The sequence below is a fragment of the Blastococcus sp. SYSU D00868 genome (assembly GCF_054050575.1).
Genome location: NZ_JBJGZO010000026.1, coordinates 21,332 through 39,532, shown reverse-complemented (window position 1 = coordinate 39,532; position 18,201 = coordinate 21,332). Strand labels below are relative to the sequence as shown.

At 75.6% G+C, this 18,201-nt stretch carries 17 protein-coding genes; 1 reads left to right on the top strand and 16 read right to left on the bottom strand.

Going from position 1 to position 18,201, the window contains the following annotated elements; all coding sequences use genetic code 11:
• Positions 1-111 precede the first annotated feature (111 nt).
• The 16 genes from secG to ACI79F_RS18710 all read right to left on the bottom strand — a co-directional run bounded on the left by secG (position 112) and on the right by ACI79F_RS18710 (position 17,365).
• The gene (gene secG / locus ACI79F_RS18785; protein WP_456543225.1) at positions 112-345 is read right to left on the bottom strand and encodes a preprotein translocase subunit SecG; all 234 of its coding nucleotides are present in this window, start codon (positions 343-345) and stop codon (positions 112-114) included.
• Between the two features lie 65 nt (positions 346-410).
• The gene (locus ACI79F_RS18780) at positions 411-2,216 is read right to left on the bottom strand and encodes an ABC transporter substrate-binding protein (RefSeq protein WP_456543226.1); all 1,806 of its coding nucleotides are present in this window, start codon (positions 2,214-2,216) and stop codon (positions 411-413) included.
• A 30-nt stretch (positions 2,217-2,246) separates the two neighbouring features.
• Entirely contained in the window at positions 2,247-3,056 is an 810-nt protein-coding gene (tpiA, locus tag ACI79F_RS18775) for a triose-phosphate isomerase (protein ID WP_456543227.1), read from the bottom strand.
• A complete protein-coding gene (locus ACI79F_RS18770) occupies positions 3,056-4,258 on the bottom strand; it encodes a phosphoglycerate kinase (RefSeq protein ID WP_456543228.1) in 1,203 nt (400 codons plus the stop codon). The genes tpiA and ACI79F_RS18770 overlap by 1 nt, the downstream gene beginning before the upstream one ends.
• Positions 4,259-4,266: 8 nt before the next feature.
• Positions 4,267-5,271, bottom strand: coding sequence for a type I glyceraldehyde-3-phosphate dehydrogenase (gene gap / locus ACI79F_RS18765; RefSeq protein WP_456543229.1), 1,005 nt, complete (start codon positions 5,269-5,271; stop codon positions 4,267-4,269).
• Positions 5,272-5,388: 117 nt separating this feature from the next.
• Complete coding sequence (locus ACI79F_RS18760; protein WP_456543230.1) at positions 5,389-7,020, bottom strand: histidine kinase N-terminal 7TM domain-containing diguanylate cyclase; 1,632 nt, start codon at positions 7,018-7,020, stop codon at positions 5,389-5,391.
• Positions 7,021-7,140: 120 nt separating this feature from the next.
• A complete protein-coding gene (whiA, locus tag ACI79F_RS18755) occupies positions 7,141-8,130 on the bottom strand; it encodes a DNA-binding protein WhiA (protein WP_456543231.1) in 990 nt (329 codons plus the stop codon).
• A 215-nt stretch (positions 8,131-8,345) separates the two neighbouring features.
• Positions 8,346-9,314 carry a gluconeogenesis factor YvcK family protein gene (locus tag ACI79F_RS18750; protein ID WP_456543232.1) on the bottom strand — a complete coding sequence of 323 codons (969 nt, stop codon included), beginning with the start codon at positions 9,312-9,314 and terminating at the stop codon, positions 8,346-8,348.
• Complete coding sequence (rapZ, locus tag ACI79F_RS18745) at positions 9,314-10,249, bottom strand: RNase adapter RapZ (protein WP_456543233.1); 936 nt, start codon at positions 10,247-10,249, stop codon at positions 9,314-9,316. The genes ACI79F_RS18750 and rapZ overlap by 1 nt, the downstream gene beginning before the upstream one ends.
• A complete protein-coding gene (gene uvrC / locus ACI79F_RS18740) occupies positions 10,246-12,333 on the bottom strand; it encodes an excinuclease ABC subunit UvrC (RefSeq protein ID WP_456543234.1) in 2,088 nt (695 codons plus the stop codon). Before uvrC ends, rapZ begins: the two co-directional genes overlap by 4 nt.
• Before the next feature lie 152 nt (positions 12,334-12,485).
• Entirely contained in the window at positions 12,486-12,794 is a 309-nt protein-coding gene (locus tag ACI79F_RS18735; RefSeq protein ID WP_456543235.1) for a hypothetical protein, read from the bottom strand.
• A 77-nt stretch (positions 12,795-12,871) separates the two neighbouring features.
• Positions 12,872-13,315 carry a universal stress protein gene (locus tag ACI79F_RS18730; protein ID WP_456543236.1) on the bottom strand — a complete coding sequence of 148 codons (444 nt, stop codon included), beginning with the start codon at positions 13,313-13,315 and terminating at the stop codon, positions 12,872-12,874.
• Positions 13,316-14,878, bottom strand: coding sequence for a tripartite tricarboxylate transporter permease (locus tag ACI79F_RS18725; protein ID WP_456543237.1), 1,563 nt, complete (start codon positions 14,876-14,878; stop codon positions 13,316-13,318).
• On the bottom strand, positions 14,878-15,450 hold the full coding sequence (locus tag ACI79F_RS18720) for a tripartite tricarboxylate transporter TctB family protein (RefSeq protein ID WP_456543238.1): 573 nt from the start codon (positions 15,448-15,450) through the stop codon (positions 14,878-14,880). Before ACI79F_RS18720 ends, ACI79F_RS18725 begins: the two co-directional genes overlap by 1 nt.
• Positions 15,447-16,469 carry a Bug family tripartite tricarboxylate transporter substrate binding protein gene (locus ACI79F_RS18715; RefSeq protein WP_456543239.1) on the bottom strand — a complete coding sequence of 341 codons (1,023 nt, stop codon included), beginning with the start codon at positions 16,467-16,469 and terminating at the stop codon, positions 15,447-15,449. Before ACI79F_RS18715 ends, ACI79F_RS18720 begins: the two co-directional genes overlap by 4 nt.
• 68 nt (positions 16,470-16,537) lie before the next feature.
• A complete protein-coding gene (locus ACI79F_RS18710; RefSeq protein WP_456543240.1) occupies positions 16,538-17,365 on the bottom strand; it encodes a VOC family protein in 828 nt (275 codons plus the stop codon).
• Positions 17,366-17,609: 244 nt separating this feature from the next.
• Here ACI79F_RS18710 and ACI79F_RS18705 point away from each other — a divergent pair, with 244 nt between their 5' ends.
• The gene (locus ACI79F_RS18705; RefSeq protein ID WP_456543241.1) at positions 17,610-18,200 is read left to right on the top strand and encodes a copper resistance CopC family protein; all 591 of its coding nucleotides are present in this window, start codon (positions 17,610-17,612) and stop codon (positions 18,198-18,200) included.
• Position 18,201 lies beyond the last annotated feature (1 nt).

The following is an 18,201-nucleotide window of genomic DNA, read 5'->3' as shown; positions in this document are numbered from 1 at the left end:
GAAGCACCGAACTCGGCGCGGTCGCGCCGCCGTCGGGAGTCTAGGGCCTGGAGAGGGCGTTCCAGGTCACGTTTTCGACCCGGATCACCGTGCGTACCCGGGTGGTCGCGCTCAGACCTTGAGCAGGATGCCCAGCGCGACGACGCAGACGGCCCAGATGAGGCCGGTGAACACGGTCAGCCGGTTGAGGTTCTTCTCCACCACCGACGACCCGGACAGCGACGAGGACACCGCGCCGCCGAACATCGAGGAGAGGCCGCCGCCCTTCCCGCGGTGCAGGAGGATGAGCACCACGAGCAGCACGCTGGTGAGCACCAGCAGCACGTTGAGGACGAGCTCGACCATGGGTCCAGGGTAACCGAGCCGCGGCGGGTCCCCCGTCAGCGACCCGGCGCCCGCGGGGACCGGGGTCAGCGCACGCCCGCGGTGGCCAGGTCGTAGCCGCTGTAGGGCTCCATCACCACGCCGTTGCGCAGCCGCTGCCCGGCCAGCAGCTGCACCCGGGTCTCGGCCAGCGGCACGTAGGCGTCGGTGGCCGCGGCCGCCGTCGCCACCTCCCGCCAGGCGTCGCGGGCGACCGCCGGGTCGGTGCCCGCGGCGACCGCGGCGTCGACCAGCCCGTTGATCGCCGGGTCGACCAGCCGGGCGTAGTTGGTGTTGCCCACCCGGCTCACCGACCGGCCGTCGACCAGCGGGACGAGGAACGCCGACGGCGTCGGCACCACGGCCGTCCAGGTCGCGAGGATCATGCCCACCCCGCTGGCCCGCACGTTGTCGGGGTCGCCGACGTCGCGGGCGTAGAAGCTGCTCGCCGGCAGCGGGCGCACCTCCACGGTGATGCCGACCTCGGCGAGCTGGCCGGCCAGCTCCTCGGCCACCGAGACGCTGGCCGGGGCGTCGGCCACGGCGAGGACCGTGCTGAAGCCGTCGGGCGTGCCGCAGGCGGCCAGCGCCTCCCGCGCCGCGTCGGCGTCCGCCGCCGGGTCGGCGTCCTCCGGGCCGCCGTCGAGGCCGGCCGGCCACAGCCGGGAGGTGGTCACGGCGTCGGCGCCGCCGCCGAGGACGTCCTGCACCCCGCCGCGGTCGACGGCCGCGGCGACCGCGGCCCGGCAGTTCGGGTCGTCCATCGGGGCGACGTCGGTGGGCAGCGCGAGCAGCCGGACCGCCCCGGTGGACAGCGCGTCCACCCGGTCGGTGAGCGGCACATCCCCGCCGGCGCCCTCGGCCAGCCGGGCCTGGGTCGGCATCTGGATGCCGGTGGCCGACAGGTCGACGTCGGCCGAGCCCGCCAGCAGCGCCTGGTCGCGGTCGAGCCCGGAGAGCCCGGTGCGGACGACGACCTGGTCGGGCAGCGCCGTCCGGACGTCGTCGGTGGCCGGGTCCCACTGCGGGTTCCGGTCCAGCACGATGCCGGTCTGCGGGTCGACGGAGGTGATCGCGTACGGGCCGGAGCTGACCGGGTCGGTCTCGTACGCGGCGCCGCCGTCCGCGGCCATCGGCACGGGGCTGCTCGAGGGCAGCGCGAGCACGTACGGGAAGTCGGGGGTGGCCGCGCGCAGCCGGAAGACGACGGTGCGGTCGTCCGGGGTCTCGATCGCCGCCAGGCCGAGCCGGTCGGGCGCCTCGTCCTGGTAGGGGCCGGCGTAGGGGTTGGCCGGGTCGTCGAGCAGGTCGACGACCGCCGTCGGGCCGCCGACGATCAGGTCGGAGGCGAACGAGCGCTCGATGCCGTACTTGACGTCCCGCGACGTGATCGGCTCGCCCGTCTCGAACCGCACCCCCTCACGGAGGGTGAAGGCCCAGCTCAGCCCGTTGTCGGGGGTGGTGCCGAGGTCGGTGGCGAGGTCGGGGACCAGGGTGTCGGTCTCCCCCGGCGCCGACGCGTAGGTGACCAGCGTGCGGGTGTAGAGCCGCATGAGGTTCCACACGCCCGGCGAGTAGGAGCGCTGGGGGTCCAGGGAGTCGATCTCGCCGGCGACCACCCGCAGGGTGCCGCCCTCGGCGTCCGACGGGGACCGGACGCCGTCCACGCCGGCGTCCGGCCCGTCCCCCTGGACCGGCACGGTGGCGCCGGCGTCCCGGCCGCCGCTGCAGCTCACCGCCACGGCGACGACCAGGACGACCGCGACGACGAGACCGAGGACCCGGCCGCGGGTGCCGCTCAGCCAGGCCGGGCGCCGTCGCCCGGCCCGCTCCAGCGTGCTGCTGATCCCCACGTCCCCCGCTCCCCGCCGCCGGGGCAGCGGTCAGCTGCCGTCGGCGGCGATCCGACAGATCTGCGCGAACTCGTCGGCGTCCAGGCTGGCGCCGCCGACGAGCGCACCGTCGACGTCCGGCCCGGCCAGGATCCCGGCCGTGTTGGCGGCCTTCACCGACCCGCCGTACAGGATACGGACGACGGCGGCCGTCTCCGGGCCGAAACGCTCGGCGAGCCGGGAGCGGAGTGCGGCACAGACCTCCTGCGCGTCCTCCGGGGTGGCCACCTCGCCGGTGCCGATCGCCCACACCGGCTCGTAGGCGATGACGACGGCCTGCACCTGCTCGGCGGTCAGCCCCTCCAGCGCGGCGTCGAGCTGGCCGGTGCAGTGGCCGACGTGCCCGCCGGCGCGGCGCACCTCCAGCCCCTCGCCGACGCAGAGGATCGGCACCAGGCCGTGCCGCTGCGCCGCCCGCACCTTGCCGGCGACGACGGCGTCGTCCTCGCCGTGCAGCGCGCGCCGCTCGGAGTGCCCGACCACGACGTAGGTGCAGGCGAGCGCGGCGAGCATCGCGCCGCTGACCTCGCCGGTGTAGGCGCCGGAGTCGTGCAGCGACAGGTCCTGGGCGCCGTAGCCGACCTCCAGCTTGTCGCCGGCCACCAGGGTCTGCACGCTGCGCAGCGCGGTGAACGGCGGCACGACGACGACCTCGGCGGCCTGCAGCTGCGGCTCCTTGAGGGAGAACACCAGCTTCTGCACCAGGCCGATGGCCTCCAGGTGCGTCAGGTGCATCTTCCAGTTGCCGGCGATCAGCGGCCGCCGGCCCTGGCGCGGGGCCGGGGCGGGGGTGCGGGCCATCAGGCGGCCCCGTCCGCGAGCACCGCCAGGCCCGGGAGCTCCCGGCCCTCCAGGTACTCCAGCGACGCGCCACCGCCGGTGCTGATGTGGCCGTAGGCGGCCTCGTCCAGCCCCAGCTGCCGGACGGCGGCGGCCGAGTCGCCGCCGCCGACCACCGACAGGCCGGCGACCGCGGCGACGGCCTGCGCCACCCCGCGGGTGCCGGCCTGGAACGGCGCGAGCTCGAACACGCCCATCGGGCCGTTCCAGAACACCGTGCGCGCGTCGCCCAGCTCGCGGCCGAAGGCCTCGACGGTCCGCGGGCCGACGTCCAGGCCCATCCGGTCGTCGGGGATCGCGTCGGCGGCGACGACGGCGGTCTCCGCGTCGGCGCTGAACGCCGAGGCGGCGACGACGTCGACCGGCAGCACGATCCGGTCGCCCGCCTCGGCCAGCAGCCGCCGGCAGGTGTCGACCTGGTCGGCCTCGAGCAGCGAGCTGCCGACGCCGTGGCCCTGGGCGGCCAGGAAGGTGAAGCACATCCCGCCGCCGACCAGCAGCCGGTCGACCTTGGGCAGCAGCGCCTCGATGACCGCCAGCTTGTCGCTGACCTTGGACCCGCCGAGGACGACGACGTAGGGCCGCTCCGGGTCCTCGGTGAGCCGGCGCAGGACGTCGAGCTCCTGCGCGACCAGCCGCCCGGCCACGTGCGGCAGCCGCAGCGCGACGTCGTAGACCGACGCGTGCTTGCGGTGCACCGCGCCGAACGCGTCGTCGACGTACACGTCGGCCAGCGCCGCCAGCCGGTCGGCGAGCTCGCCGCGCTCGGCGTCGTCCTCGGCCGTCTCGGCCGCCTCGAACCGGACGTTCTCCAGCAGCAGCACGTCGCCCTCGCCGAGGGCGGCGGCCCGGGCGCGGGCGTCGTCCCCGGCCACGTCGGCGGCCAGCGGCACCTCGGCGCCGAGCAGCTCGCCGAGCCGCGCGGCCACCGGGGCGAGGGAGAACTGCGGGTCCGGGGCGCCCTTGGGCCGGCCCAGGTGGGCGGCGACGACGACGCGGGCGCCGCCGTCCCGCAGCGCCTGCAGGGTGGGCAGGCTGGCGCGGATCCGACCGTCGTCGGTGATCGCCCGGGTGGTCTTGTCCAGCGGGACGTTCAGGTCGGCGCGCACGAGCACGCGCCGGCCCGAGACGCCCTCGGTCAGGAGGTCGTCGAGGGAGCGCATCGTCCGCGTCAGAGGGAGGCGCCGACGAGCTCGACAGAGTCGACCAGCCGGTTGGAGTAGCCCCACTCGTTGTCGTACCAGCCGAGCACCTTGACCATCGGCCCGAAGACCTTGGTCAGGCCGGCGTCGTAGATGCACGACGACGGGTCGGTGACGATGTCGCTCGAGACGATCGGCGCGTTCGTGTACTTCAGGTAGCCCTTGAGCGGGCCGTCGGCGGCCTCGCGGTAAGCGGCGTCGATCTGGTCGGCGGTGGCCTCGCGGGTCACCTGCACGGTCAGGTCGGTGGCCGAGCCGGTGGGCACCGGGACGCGGACGGCGTAGCCGTCGAGCTTGCCGTTGAGCTCGGGCAGCACCAGGCCGATGGCCTTCGCGGCGCCGGTCGAGGTCGGCACCATGTTCAGCGCGGCGGCGCGGGCGCGGCGCAGGTCCTTGTGCGGGCCGTCCTGCAGGTTCTGGTCGGCGGTGTAGGCGTGGATCGTCGTCATCAGGCCGCGCTCGATGCCGAAGGCGTCGTGCAGCACCTTGGCCAGCGGCGCCAGGCAGTTCGTCGTGCAGGACGCGTTGCTGATGATCGTCTGCGAGCCGTCGTACTTCTCGTGGTTGACGCCCATGACGATGGTGAGGTCGTCACCGGAGGCCGGCGCCGAGATGATCACCTTCTTGGCGCCACCGGCGTCGACGTGCTTGCGGGCGTCGTCGGCCTTGGTGAAGAAGCCGGTGGACTCGACGACGACGTCGACGCCCAGGTCGCCCCAGGGCAGGGCGGCGGGGTCGCGCTCGGAGAGCACCTTGATGGTGGCGCCGCCGGCCTTGATGCCGTCGTCGGTCGCCTCGACGTCCTCGGGCAGGACGCCCAGGATGCTGTCGTACTTGAGCAGGTGGGCGAGGGTCGCCGGGCTGGTGAGGTCGTTCACCGCCACGATCTCGATGTCCTTGCCGCTCGCGGCGGCGGCCCGCCAGAAGTTGCGGCCGATGCGCCCGAACCCGTTGATGCCGACCCGTACCGTCACTGCTGGACCTCCCGAGATCCGTCGACTGCGGCGGCGGCCGTGCGGGGCGCCCGGCCGCGCGTCGGCGTCGACCCTATCGGGCCGGGTCGCCGGCGCCTCCCGGCCGCCCGTTCGGGCTCAGCCCACGGGCACCGCGGTGGCCCGGGGCGCCGCGGGGGACGCCACGACGACGCGGTCGCGCCCGGCCGCCTTCGCCGCGTAGACGGCCTCGTCGGCGCGGGCCAGCAGGCCGGCCGGGTCGGCGCCGTCGTGCGGGCCCTCCGCGACGCCGACGCTCACGGTGACGGCGGGGGTGCCGGCGGGCCCCTCGTGCGGCAGCGCGGCGCACCGGCGGCGGATCGACTCCGCCCGCTCCGCCGCCTCCCCGCGACCGGCACCCGGCAGGACGACGACGAACTCCTCGCCGCCGAGCCGCGCGACCGTGTCGTCGGCGCGGGCGGCCTCGGCGAGCACCCGGGCGACCGCCTGCAGCACCCGGTCGCCGGTGGCGTGGCCGTGCCGGTCGTTGACCGCCTTGAAGTGGTCGACGTCGACGAGCAGCACGCTCACCGGGCGCCGGGCCGTCGCCCCGGCCAGGTCGGTGGCGAGGACCCGGTCCAGGTGCCGGCGGTTGTGCAGGCCGGTGAGGGGGTCCCGCACGGCCTCCTCCGCGAGCACGGCGCGCAGCCGCTCGACCTCCGCCACCTGATCGGCGAGCTCCTGGTTGAGCCGTTCCACGGCCAGCCGCCGGCCGTGCTCCTCGCTGACGTCGCGCACCACGACGATGCGTCCCAGCGGGCGCCCGCGCGCGTCGGCGACCTCGGACCCGCGCACGTCCAGCCACAGGCCCGGCGCGACCTCGGCGAGGCGGTGGCCGTCCGTGTCGGCGGTCCGGTCGAGGACCCCGGCGGCGGCCGGTCCGGCCACCTCGTGCAGGCCGCGGCCGACGACGTTCGCGCCCACGCCGGGGCGCAGCCGCTCCAGCATCCGGACGGCCGCGGGGTTGAGGTCGATGACCCGCTCCTCGGGGTCGACGACGAGGACGGCGTCCGGGACGGTGTCGACGACCTGCTCGCGGGCGACCGGCACCAGCCGCAGCAGCCCCAGCCGGAAGATCGCCCAGCAGTTCACCAGGCCGGTGACCAGGAAGAACAGCGGCGTGACGTCGGCGCCGTGCCCGTCGTTCTGCGCGGCCACCGTGACGACGTTGCCCACGGTCGACAGCAACGCGGCGCCCAGCAGGACGCCGATCTGGCGGCGGAAGACGTCGGTCGCCGTCCGCCACCGGCGGGCCAGGTGCAGGTAGGCGATGCCGAGGAGCAGGTAGGAGTAGCCGGTGTGGGCCAGGAACACCGGCCCGAAGTCGACCTCGGTGACCGCGCCGGCCCCGGGTCGGGACATGACCAGCGCGGAGGTGGCCGGCAGGACGGCCGCGAGGACGACGAGCAGCGGCTCCACCGCGAGCAGGGCGACCGTCCGGGGGCGCAGCCGCCAGGAGGGGTCGGCGAGGGTCCGGGCCAGCACGTAGACGCCGGCCACCACGAGCCCGACAGCGGCCATGAGCACCGCCGGGAAGGCGACGCGCACGGGCTCGGCGTCGAGCCCGTAGACGAGGGCGTCGGCGGCCGACCACACGGCGATCCCGGCCATCGTGACCGCCAGGGCGGTCGCCGCCGGGGTGCGCGCGCGGCGCCGCCAGGCCAGCGACCCGGTGACGACGGCCACGACCGCCGCGCAGGCGAACGCCGGCCACCACGGCTGCAACGACATCCCCGTCCCCTCGGCCCGCGGGCGCCCGGGTGGCCCGCTGCTCACCGGGGGCATCGGCGCCGGGAGGAGGGGGCTGCACCGGATCTCCCCCGGCGGGGGGAGATCCGGTGCGCGGCGCGGCTACTGGGCGAGCATGTCGTCGGTGACGACCGACTCCGTGTCGGGGATGCCCAGGTCCTTGGCCCGCTTGTCTGCCATCGCGAGCAGCCGCCGGATCCGGCCGGCGACGGCGTCCTTGGTCATCGGCGGGTCGGCCCGCTGGCCCAGCTCCTCCAGCGAGGCCTGCCCGTGCTCCAGCCGGAGCCGGCCGGCGACCAGCAGGTGCTCGGGCGCCTCCGTGCCGAGGATCTCCAGTGCCCGCTCCACGCGCGCGCTGGCGGCCACGGCCGCGCGGGCGGACCGGCGGAGGTTGGCGTCGTCGAAGTTGGCGAGCCGGTTCGCCGTGGCCCGGACCTCGCGGCGCATCCGCCGCTCCTCCCACTGGAGGACGGCGTCGTGCGCGCCCATGCGGGTGAGCAGCGCGCTGATCGCGTCCCCGTCGCGGACGACGACCCGGTCGGCGCCGCGCACCTCGCGGGCCTTGGCGGCGATCCCCAGCCGGCGGGCGGCCCCGACGAGCGCCATGGCCGCCTCCGGCCCCGGGCAGGTGACCTCGAGGGAGGAGGACCGGCCGGGCTCGGTGAGCGAGCCGTGGGCGAGGAACGCGCCGCGCCAGGCGGCCTCGGCGTCGCCGATGCCGCCGGAGACGACCGACGGCGGCAGCCCGCGGACCGGGCGGCCGCGCTGGTCGACCAGGCCGGTCTGCCGGGCCAGGCCCTCGCCGTGCTTGGCGATGCGGACCAGGTAGCGGACGCCGCGGCGGATGTTGCCGCCGGCGAGCACGCTGACGCCGCTGGTGTAGCCGTAGACCTCGCTGATGTCGCGGCGCAGCCGGCGGGCCACCGAGCCGGTGTCCAGCTCGGCCTCGATCACCACCCGGCCGCCCACGATGTGCAGGCCCCCGGAGAAGCGCAGCAGCGCGGTGACCTCCGCCTTGCGCTCGGAGGTCTTCGAGCACTCCACGCGGGAGAGCTCGTCCTTGACCATCGCCGTCATCGCCACGTCGTCCACCCCCGACCGGTCTCCGCTGGACCGTCCGTTCCCCCAGGGGTCATCCCCACCTCGTCCTCCCCCAGCAGTGCGAGGGACGCCGTGCCCGCCCCTCGGGTCGCTGCCCAGTCAGGCGCCATGTACGGCGTCCCCTCCCCCTCGTCCGTCCGTCCCCGCACGGATCGGTCCGTTACGACACCGGATCCTCCCGGTTGCTGGCCCCCGACCGCCATCCGTCAGCCCGCCCGCAGCACGCCGGCGAGCGCGGCCGCGAGGCGCTCGGGGTCGTGCCGTGGCGCGCCCCCCGGCTCGGCCACCGGAGCGAGCACCAGCTCCGCACCGCACTTCTGCACCGCTGACAGGAGACCACAGCGGTCAACCACCGAGTCGACATCGGCGATCACGGTGTGCAGCGCCACTCCGCCCAGGTGCGCCTGCAGCACCCGCAGGTGCTCCTCCGGGGAGAACCCGTCCGTCTCCCCCGGCTGCGGCTCCAGGTTGAGCACGACGACGACGCGCGCGCGGCTGGCGGCCAGCGCCGCGCGCAGCCGCGGCACCAGCAGGTGCGGCAGCACCGACGTGTACCAGGAGCCCGGCCCCAGCGAGACGACGTCGGCGGCGGCGATCGCGTCGAGCACCGCGGCGTGCACCGGCGGGTCCGCCGGCGAGACCAGGATGTCGCGCACCCGGCCGGGGGTGGAGGCGATGGCCACCTGCCCGCGGATGGTGCGGGTGCGCGCCGGGTCGTCCGGGTCGACCGTCTCCACCCGCGCCACCAGGTCCAGCGGGACGTCGGCCATCGGCAGCACCCGGCCGCAGGTGCCGAGCAGCTCGCACAGGCTGTCCAGCGCCCGGACGGTGTCGCCGCCGTGCAGCTCGACCAGGCCGGTGAGCACCAGGTTGCCGACCGGGTGCCCGGCGAGCACGCCGGTGCCGCCCAGCCGGTGCTGCAGCAGCGCGGTCATCTCCGCCCGCCGGCCGTCGCCGTCGGCGAGGGCGGCCAGGGCCATCCGCAGGTCACCGGGCGGCAGCACGGGCATCTCCCGGCGGATCCGGCCGGAGGAGCCGCCGTCGTCGGCCACGGTCACCACGGCCGTCAGCTCCGGGGTGAGCCGCCGCCACGCCCCCAGGGCGGCGGCCAGCCCGTGCCCGCCGCCGAACGCGACGACCCGCGGGCCCTCCGCGGGCGGGGTCGGCCCGCCCACTACTCGCGCCCCAGGTCGCGGTGCTGGGCCACGGCCTGCACGCCGTCGGCGGCCAGCCGGCGGGCGAACTCCTCGGCGATCGCGACGCTGCGGTGCTTGCCGCCGGTGCAGCCCACGGCGAGGGTCAGGTAGCGCTTGCCCTCGCGGCGGTAGCCGGGGATCAGCAGCCGCAGCACGTCGGTGTAGCGGTCCAGGAACGGGCCGGCGTCGTGCTGGCCGAGCACGTAGTCGCGCACGTCCGCGTCCTTGCCGGTGTGCGCGCGCAGCTCGGGCACCCAGTGCGGGTTGGGCAGGAAGCGGGCGTCGACGACCAGGTCGGCGTCGAGCGGGATCCCGTACTTGAAGCCGAAGCTCAGCACGGTCGCCGTCAGCGGCGGCGCCTGCCCCTCGCGGGCGAACGCGTTCTCCAGCGTCGCCCGCAGCTGGTGCACGTTGAGGTCGCTGGTGTCGATCCACAGGTCGGCGTCGCCGGCGATGCCGGTGAGCAGCGCCCGCTCGGCGGCGATGCCGTCGCTGAGCCGACCGCTGCCCTGCAGCGGGTGCTCGCGGCGGTTGGACTCGTAGCGGCGGACCAGCACCTCGTCGCGGGCGTGCACGTACAGCACCCGCGGCCGGTGGCCGGCGGTGGCCAGCGCCCGGATCGACTCCTGGAGGTCGCTGGAGAAGGCCCGGCTGCGCACGTCGACGATCGCGGCGAAGCGGCGCAGGTCGCCGCGGGCGCCGAGCTCGACCATGGGCTGCAGCAGCGCCGGCGGCAGGTTGTCGACGACGTAGAAGCCCAGGTCCTCCAGGACCCGGCCGGCCGTGTTCTTCCCGGCACCGGACAGCCCGGTGACGACGACGACGTCCAGCGGCGCGGTCTCGGTGGTCGTGGGGTCGACCGACGGCGCGACGTCCCGCTGCGGCCCGCTGCCGCCCTCGGGGGGATACGTCACGACGCGACCCCGGCGATGCCGGACACCCCGGCGACGCGGCCCACCTCGGCGGTGCCGCCGGCGTCCGGCGTCGGGGTGCCCCGCTCGGCCGGGCCCTCGGGCGCGAGGGTGCTCTCCTCGGGCTCGACCTGTTCCTCGGGCGGCTGCTCGGCCTGCCCGGCCGGGTCGGCCACCGCGGCCATGACCGCCTCCGCCGTCCGCCGGCCGATGCCGGGCACCTCCATGAGCTCCTCCAGGGAGGCGGCGCGCAGCCGCTTCAGTGAGCCGAACCGCTTCATCAGCGCCTTCCGCCGCGTGTCGCCCAGGCCGGGGACGTCGTCCAACAGGGAGACCAGCATGCTGGCCGAGCGCTTCTGCCGGTGGTACGTGATCGCGAAGCGGTGGGCCTCGTCGCGCACGCGCTGCAGCAGGTACAGCGCCTCGGAGGTGCGCGGCAGGATCACCGGGTCGGTCTCGTTCGGCAGCCACACCTCCTCCATCCGCTTGGCCAGCCCGCAGACGGCGACGTCGACGACGCCGAGCTCGTCGAGGGACCGGGCGGCCGCGGCCACCTGCGGGGCGCCGCCGTCGACGACGAGCAGGTTGGGCGGGTAGGCGAAGCGGCGCGGCCGCCCCTCCTCCGCGGCCCTGTCCCATGTCCCTGCGCCCTGCTGTCCACCACGGTCGGCCTCCTCCTTGAGGTGCCGGGCGAAGCGCCGCCGGACGACCTCGGCCATCGCGGCGGTGTCGTCGGTCCCGTGGGTGACGGAGAAGCGCCGGTAGTCCGACTTCTTCGCCAGGCCGTCCTCGAAGACCACCATCGACGCGACGACGTTGGTGCCCTGCACGTGCGAGACGTCGATGCACTCGATCCGCAGCGGCGCCTCGGGCAGCTCGAGGGCCTCCTGCAGCTCCGACAGCGCCAGCGAGCGCGCCGTGAGGTCGCTCGAGCGCTTCACCCGGTGCCGCGCGAAGGCCTCTTTGGCGTTGCGTTCCACGGTCTCCAGCAGCGAGCGCTTGTCCCCCCGCTGCGGCACCCGCAGGCTCACCCGGCTGCCGCGCAGCTCGCTGAGCAGCTCCTCGTACACGTCGGCGTCGGCCGGCAGCTCGGGGACCAGCACCTCCTTCGGGACGGTCTCGCCCGCCTCGAACGTGCCGGTCTGCTCGTCGACGCCGCCGTACACCTGGAGCAGGAACTGCTCCACGAGCTCGCCGGTGCCGATCTCCTCGACCTTGTCGATGATCCAGCCGCGCTGCCCGCGGACCCGGCCGCCGCGGACGTGGAAGACCTGCACGGCGGCCTCCAGCTCGTCCTGGGCGAATGCGACGACGTCGGCGTCGGTGCCGTCGCCCAGGACGACGGCCTGCTTCTCCATGGCCCGGTTGAGGGCGCCGAGGTCGTCGCGCAGCCGGGCGGCCTTCTCGTACTCCATCGCCTCGGCGGCCTCGGCCATCTCGCGCTCCAGGCGCTTGACCATGAGGTCGGTGCGGCCGGCCATGAAGTCGCAGAAGTCCTCGACGATCCGCCGGTGCTCCTCGGCGCTCACCCGGCCGACGCAGGGCGCCGCGCACTTGCCGATGTAGCCGAGCAGGCAGGGACGGCCGATCTGCCCGGCCCGCTTGAACACCCCGGTGGAGCAGGTGCGCGCGGGGAAGACACGGGTCAGCGTGTCGAGCGTCTCGCGGATCGCCCAGGCGTGGGCGTAGGGGCCGAAGTACCGCACGCCCTTGCGCTTGGGGCCGCGCATGACCTGCAGCCGGGGGTACTCCTCGTTCAGCGTCACGGCCAGCGACGGGTAGCTCTTGTCGTCGCGGTAGCGGACGTTGAACCGCGGGTCGAACTCCTTGATCCAGTTGTACTCGAGCTGGAGGGCCTCGACCTCGGTGCCGACGACGGTCCACTCGACGGCGGCCGCGGTGGTGACCATCTGCCGGGTCCGCGGGTGCAGGCCCGCGACGTCGGCGAAGTAGCTGTTCAGCCGCTGGCGGAGGCTCTTGGCCTTGCCGACGTAGATGACCCGGCCGTTCGGGTCGCGGAACTTGTAGACCCCCGGGCTCTCGGGGATGCTGCCGACCGCTGGGCGGTACGAGGACGGGTCGGGCATGCCTCCCACACTAGGTCGCGGGGCCGACACGCCGTGCGCGTGAGGGACCCGTCCGCACCGCGTGTCACAGCAGTTGCCGGCCGCCGGCGCGCGCGACGGGAGCGGGGTCCGTCGGACCCCGCTCCCGGATGCTGCTCAGGTGGTGCCGGCGGTCACCCGACGGGCTGCGAGCGGCGCACCGCGACGGACGTGGGCATCCGCGCCGCGACGGCCGAGGCCCCGCGGCCCACCAGCCGCGCGACGCGGCGGAGGAGCGCCACCGCGGCGAGCAGCCCGACCGGGACGGCGACGAGGTCGAACGCGTCGGACACCACGTCCTTGGTGACGACGAGCAGGGAGAGGCCGAGGACGGCGACGAGCAGCGCGGCGGAGAGCAGCCCCGAACCGGGCCGGCTCCTGCCCTGCCACGGCTGCCCGCAGTGGCTCATGTCCGGGTCGCAGTCGGGCGTGAGCGCGCTCATCGCGGCCTCCTCGTTTCCGGCACAGGGGTACTCCCGTGACGTCAGTCACAGGGACTGTACGCCGCGCGTGACGTCTCTCACAAGTCGTTCCCGCGTTCCGGATGCCGGTCCTCCGGGGGCGCCTTGACGGCGAGCACCGGGCAGTCCACCTCCAGCAGGACCCGCTGGGCCGCGCTGCCGGTGAGCAACTTGCCCACCACGCTGCGCCGCCGCAGCCCGATCACCACGAGCTCGGCGCCGGTCTCGGCGACGGTGGCGGTGAGCTCCTCGGCGACGTCCCGGCCGATCGGCTGCCGCAGCTCCGCGGGCACCCCGCTGACCGTCAGCTCGTCCCGCAGCCGGCGCGCTTCGGCGCCCTGGACGTACTCCTCGTCGACGAGGGCGTCCCCCAGGGAGCTGTTGACGACGACGAGCCGGGCGCCGCGCCGGAGGGCCTCGTCGATCCCGTGCGCCAGCGCCGCCTCGCCGCGCGGCGTGGGCACGTACCCCACGACGACGGTCGGCTGCCCGGTCCCGGTCACTCAGCCCTCCCGGTCCTCGCGGACAGCGCCGGCCGGCTCCCGGTGCCGCAGCCCGGAGCCCTCCTGCAGCTCCTCGGGCGTGGCCCGGCGGCCGCGGACCGCCCGCAGCACGATCGGCACGACCAGCGCGAGCACGGCCAGGGCGAGCACCACCCGGCTGAACCAGGTGTCGACGAGCACGCCGAGGTCGCCGTCGCTGATGGCCAGCGCCCGGCGCAGGTTCGTCTCGGCCACCGGCCCGAGGATCAGCCCGATCACCGCCGGCGCGACCGGCCAGCCGTACCGGCGCATCGCGAAGCCGAGCAGGCCGAGGACGAGCAGGATCACCAGGTCCAGCGGGTCGGCGTTGACCGCGTAGCAGCCCAGCGAGGCGAACATCAGGATGCCCGCGTACAGGTACGGCCGCGGGATGCGCAGCAGCTTCACCCACACGCCGGCCAGCGGCAGGTTGAGCACCAGCAGCATGAGGTTGCCGATCAGCAGCGAGGCGATCAGCGTCCAGACCAGGCTCGACTCGGTGGTCAGCAGGGTCGGCCCGGGCTGGATGCCGTACCCCTGGAAGGCGGCCAGGATGATCGCCGCCGTCGCCGAGGTGGGCAGGCCGAGGGTGAGCAGCGGCACGAGCACGCCGGCGGCCGCCGCGTTGTTCGCCGCCTCCGGCCCGGCGACGCCCTCGATCGCCCCCTTGCCGAACTCCTCCGGGTGCTTGGTCAGCTTCCGCTCGGTCGCGTAGGACAGGAACGTCGGGATCTCCGCGCCGCCGGCGGGCAGGGCGCCGAGCGGGAAGCCGAACGCCGTCCCGCGCAGCCAGGGGCCGACCGAGCGGCGCAGGTCCCGCCGGGTCAGGGAGGGGCCCGAGGCCTGCATCACCTGCACCGGCCCGCGGCGCAGCCGGGAGGCGACGTAGAGGGCCTCCCCCACCGCGAACAGCGCGACGGCCACCACGACGACGTCGACGCCGTCGGCGAGCTGCGGCACGCCGAGGGTGAACCGCTCCTGGCCGGTGAGGACGTCGGTGCCGACCAGGCCGAGGTACAGGCCGAGGCCGAGCGAGGCCAGCCCGCGCAGCGGCGAGGAGCCCAGCACCGTCGCCACCGCGACGAAGGCGAGCACGGCGAGGGCGAAGTAGTCGGCCGGGGTGATCCCGATGGCCAGGTCGACCACGGTCGGCGCGACCAGGGCGAGCAGCAGGGTGGCGATCGTGCCGGCGACGAACGAGCCGATCGCCGCCGTGGCCAGCGCCGCCGCCCCGCGGCCGGCCTTGGCCATCTTGTTGCCCTCGAGCGCGGTCATGATCGAGCTGGACTCGCCCGGGGTGTTGAGCAGGATCGACGTCGTCGACCCGCCGTACATGCCGCCGTAGTAGATGCCCGCGAACATGATGAACGCGCTGGTCGGCTCCAGCGAGTAGGTGACCGGCAGCAGCAGCGCCACGGTCATCGCCGGGCCGATGCCGGGCAGCACGCCGACCGCCGTCCCGAGGACGACGCCCAGCAGGGCGAACAGCAGGTTGACCGGGGTGAGCGCGTCGGCCAGGCCGCCGAGCAGGTCGGAGAGGGCCATCAGAACCAGTTCGTGGCCCACTCGAGGAGCGTCCCGCCGGGCAGCGCCACGTCCAGCGCCTTGACGAAGACGATCCAGATGACGACCGCGGTGATCCCCCCGGTCAGCAGCGGCCGCACGACGCCGCGGGCGCCGAGCGCCCACGCCACGGCCGCGAACATCAGGGTCACGGCCAGCGGCCAGCCGATGACGTTGATCAGCAGCGTGTGGGCGAGGAAGGCGACGGCGACGACCGCGACGGCCCGCCAGTCGGTGCCGGCGGTCGGGTCGACGTCCTCGCTCTCGTCGGCGGGGCCGCGGTCGCCGCGCCAGACCCGGAAGCCGAGTGCGAGCGCGGTCGCGATGACCATGCCGCCGATCAGGTAGGGGAAGAAGCGCGGGCCGATGGTGTTCGACGACCCGGGGATCGCGATGTTGGCCGCGTCGAGGACCAGGTACAGCCCCAGCACCAGGAGCAGCGCGGTGAGCGCCAGCTCGCCGTTGCTGCGGCCCTGCGGCGGCGCCCCGCCGGTGCCGGGGGCTGCTGCCGGGTCGGGAACGGCCGCCGGGCCGGGGTCGGCCGCGGTGCTCACTGGACCAGCCCGATCTGCTGCAGCACCTGGCGCACCCGCTCCTCCTCCTCGGCGAGGAAGTCGCCGTAGTCGTCGCCGGTCAGCAGCTGGTCGTCCCAGCCGTTGTTCTCCAGCGCCTCGGCCCACTCGTCGGTGTCGTGCGCGTCGACGACGAGCGCGGTGAGGTCCTCGCGGGCCTCCTCGCTCATGCCCGGCCGGGCCATCAGCCCGCGCCAGTTGGACACCTCCACCTCGAACCCGGACTCCACGAGCGTGGGCACGTCGGGCACCTGGTCCGACCGCTCGGGGGTGGAGACGGCGAGCCCCTTCAGGTCGCCGGACTGCACCTGCGGGCCGTAGTCGGCCGTGCCGGAGATGCCGGCGGCGACCTGGTTGCCCAGCAGCGCGGCCAGGGACTCCCCGCCGCCGGAGTAGGCGATGTAGTTGACCTGCGCGGGGTCGATGCCGGCCGCCTGGGCGAGCAGGCCGGCGAGGATCTGGTCGGTGCCACCGGCCGAGCCGCCGGCGATGGGGGTGCCGCGCGGGTCGGCCGCCCACGCCTCCACGAAGCCGGCGACGTCGTCGTAGGGCGCGTCCGCGGGGGCGACGATCAGCTCGGGCTCGCCGATCAGCCGGGCGATCGGGGTGACGTCGTCCAGCCGGGTGGCGGAGTCGTTGGTGTCGACGGCGCCGACCATGACCAGGCCCATCATCATGAGCAGCGCGTCGTCGTCCTCGCGGGCGAGCTGCCCGAGCCCGATGGTGCCGCCGGCGCCCTCCACGTTGAACACCTGCACGTTGCGGGCCAGCCCGCTGGTCTGGATGACCCGCTGCAGCACCCGGGCCGTGGTGTCCCAGCCGCCGCCGGGGCTGGCCGGTGCCATGACGCGCAGCCGGGAGAGGTCGCCGGGGCGGACCACCGTGCCGGCACAGGATGCGAGCGCGCCCAGCGCGGGCGCGGCCAGGGCGCCGGCCAGGAACGACCTGCGCGTGAGCGCCACGAGCACCTCCAGCGGGTTCGGGAAGGGTGCCGAGGTCACCGTAGGCCCGCCCGTCCTCCCGCGCGCGTCGTCCCCGGCCCTCCCTCACGGCCTCTGGCGCCGGGGCGCTACCAGCCGTCGGGTGGGGTGAACTGGCTGAGGGTGAACCGCGCGCCCTGCGGGTCCCGGACCAGCGCCGTGCGGGTCCACGGGTCCTCCCCCGTGCCCAGCACGGTGCCGCCGAGCCGCTCCGCGGTGGCCGCGGCGGCATCCCGGTCGCCGACGGTGAAGGTGACGTGCCAGTGCGGCGGCTCCCCCTCGCCGGTCGGGGCGAGACCGCCGATCACGTCGGCGAAGCCCGGCGGCGCCGACGCCTGCCGCTCGTGGATCCCCGGGTCGACGGTGGCGGCGAGGTGGTCGCCGTACCCGGGGACCTGCAGCATCTCCCAGTCGCCCCCGGGCAGCTCCGCGGCCCGCCAGCCGAACAGCGGCGCGTAGAAGCGCAGCGCCGCCGCCGGGTCGGGTGTGTGCAGGTCGGAGAAGTTCCAGGCGCCCGGCACGTTGGTGAGCTGGGCGCCGGGGCGGCGGCGGGCCTGCCACAGGCGGAACGTCGCGCCGTGCGGGTCGGCGCAGGCCGCCGTCCGGCCGCCGGGGCCCGCGTCGGCCGGGGGCGCGGTCACCGTGCCGCCGGATGCGGCGACCGCCGCGGCGGTGGCGTCGCAGTCGTCGACCGCGACGTAGGTGTGCCAGGCCGCGGCGCCGCCGGCGGAGGGGGCGATCGCGGCGACGTCCGCGCCCTCCAGCGTGGCGATCAGGTAGGAGCCCGGCGCGCCGGGCGGGACGGCGTCGGTCAGCGTCCAGCCGAACAGCCCGGCGTAGAAGCGGGCCGCCGCCTCCGGGTCGGGCTGCTCGGTGTCGATCCAGCAGGTCACGCCGTGCGGATAGGTGCGCTGCATGTCGCCCTCCCGGGGTTGGTCGGGCCAGCCTGCCGCGAGGGGGTGACAGGACGGTGGTCAGCGGGCCGCCGCGTACGCCGGGCCGGCCCGGATCACTGCAGCTCGACCCGCTGCGCCGCACGCTCGAGCCGGACCCGGCGCACTCCCCGTAGCTCCGCACCGAGCCCCGGATGGGGTACCGCTCCACCCCGTGAGCCGGGCCGGCCGGGCACGATGGCCGGCACCCCGCCCGCCTGGAGGTCCCGTGCCCGTGTCCGCCCGCCGCCCCGCCCTGCTCCTCGCCGCCGTCCTGGCGGCCGCGGCGCTGCTGCTGGCGGCGCCGGCGCCCGCCGCCGCGCACACCGGACTGGAGTCGACCGACCCGGCCGCCGACAGCACCGTGACGACGGCGCCGGCCGCGCTGACGCTCACCTTCGGCGGCCGGGTGCTCGGCGCCGACGTGACGGTGACCGGCCCGGACGGCGACGCCGCGACCGGCGCGGCCGCGGTCGAGGGGGCCGTCGTGCGCGTCCCCGTCACGCTGACCGCGGCCGGGCGCTACGACGTCGCCTGGACCGTCACCGGCTCCGACGGCCACCCGCTGGACGGCACCTTCGGCTTCGACTTCGCCCCGCCCGCGCCGCCGACCAGCGCCGCCCCGCCGCCGTCGTCGGCCGCCCCGACCCCCACGATCGAGCCGACCGCCCCGGCCGAGCAGACCGATCCGGCCGTCGACGTCACCGAGACGGCGGCCACCGACGAGGGCACCCCGGGCTGGGTGCTGCCGGTGGCCGCCGTCGCGGTGCTGGCCGTCGGGGTCACCGCCGCGCTGCTGCTCCGCCGGCGCCGCGGCTGAC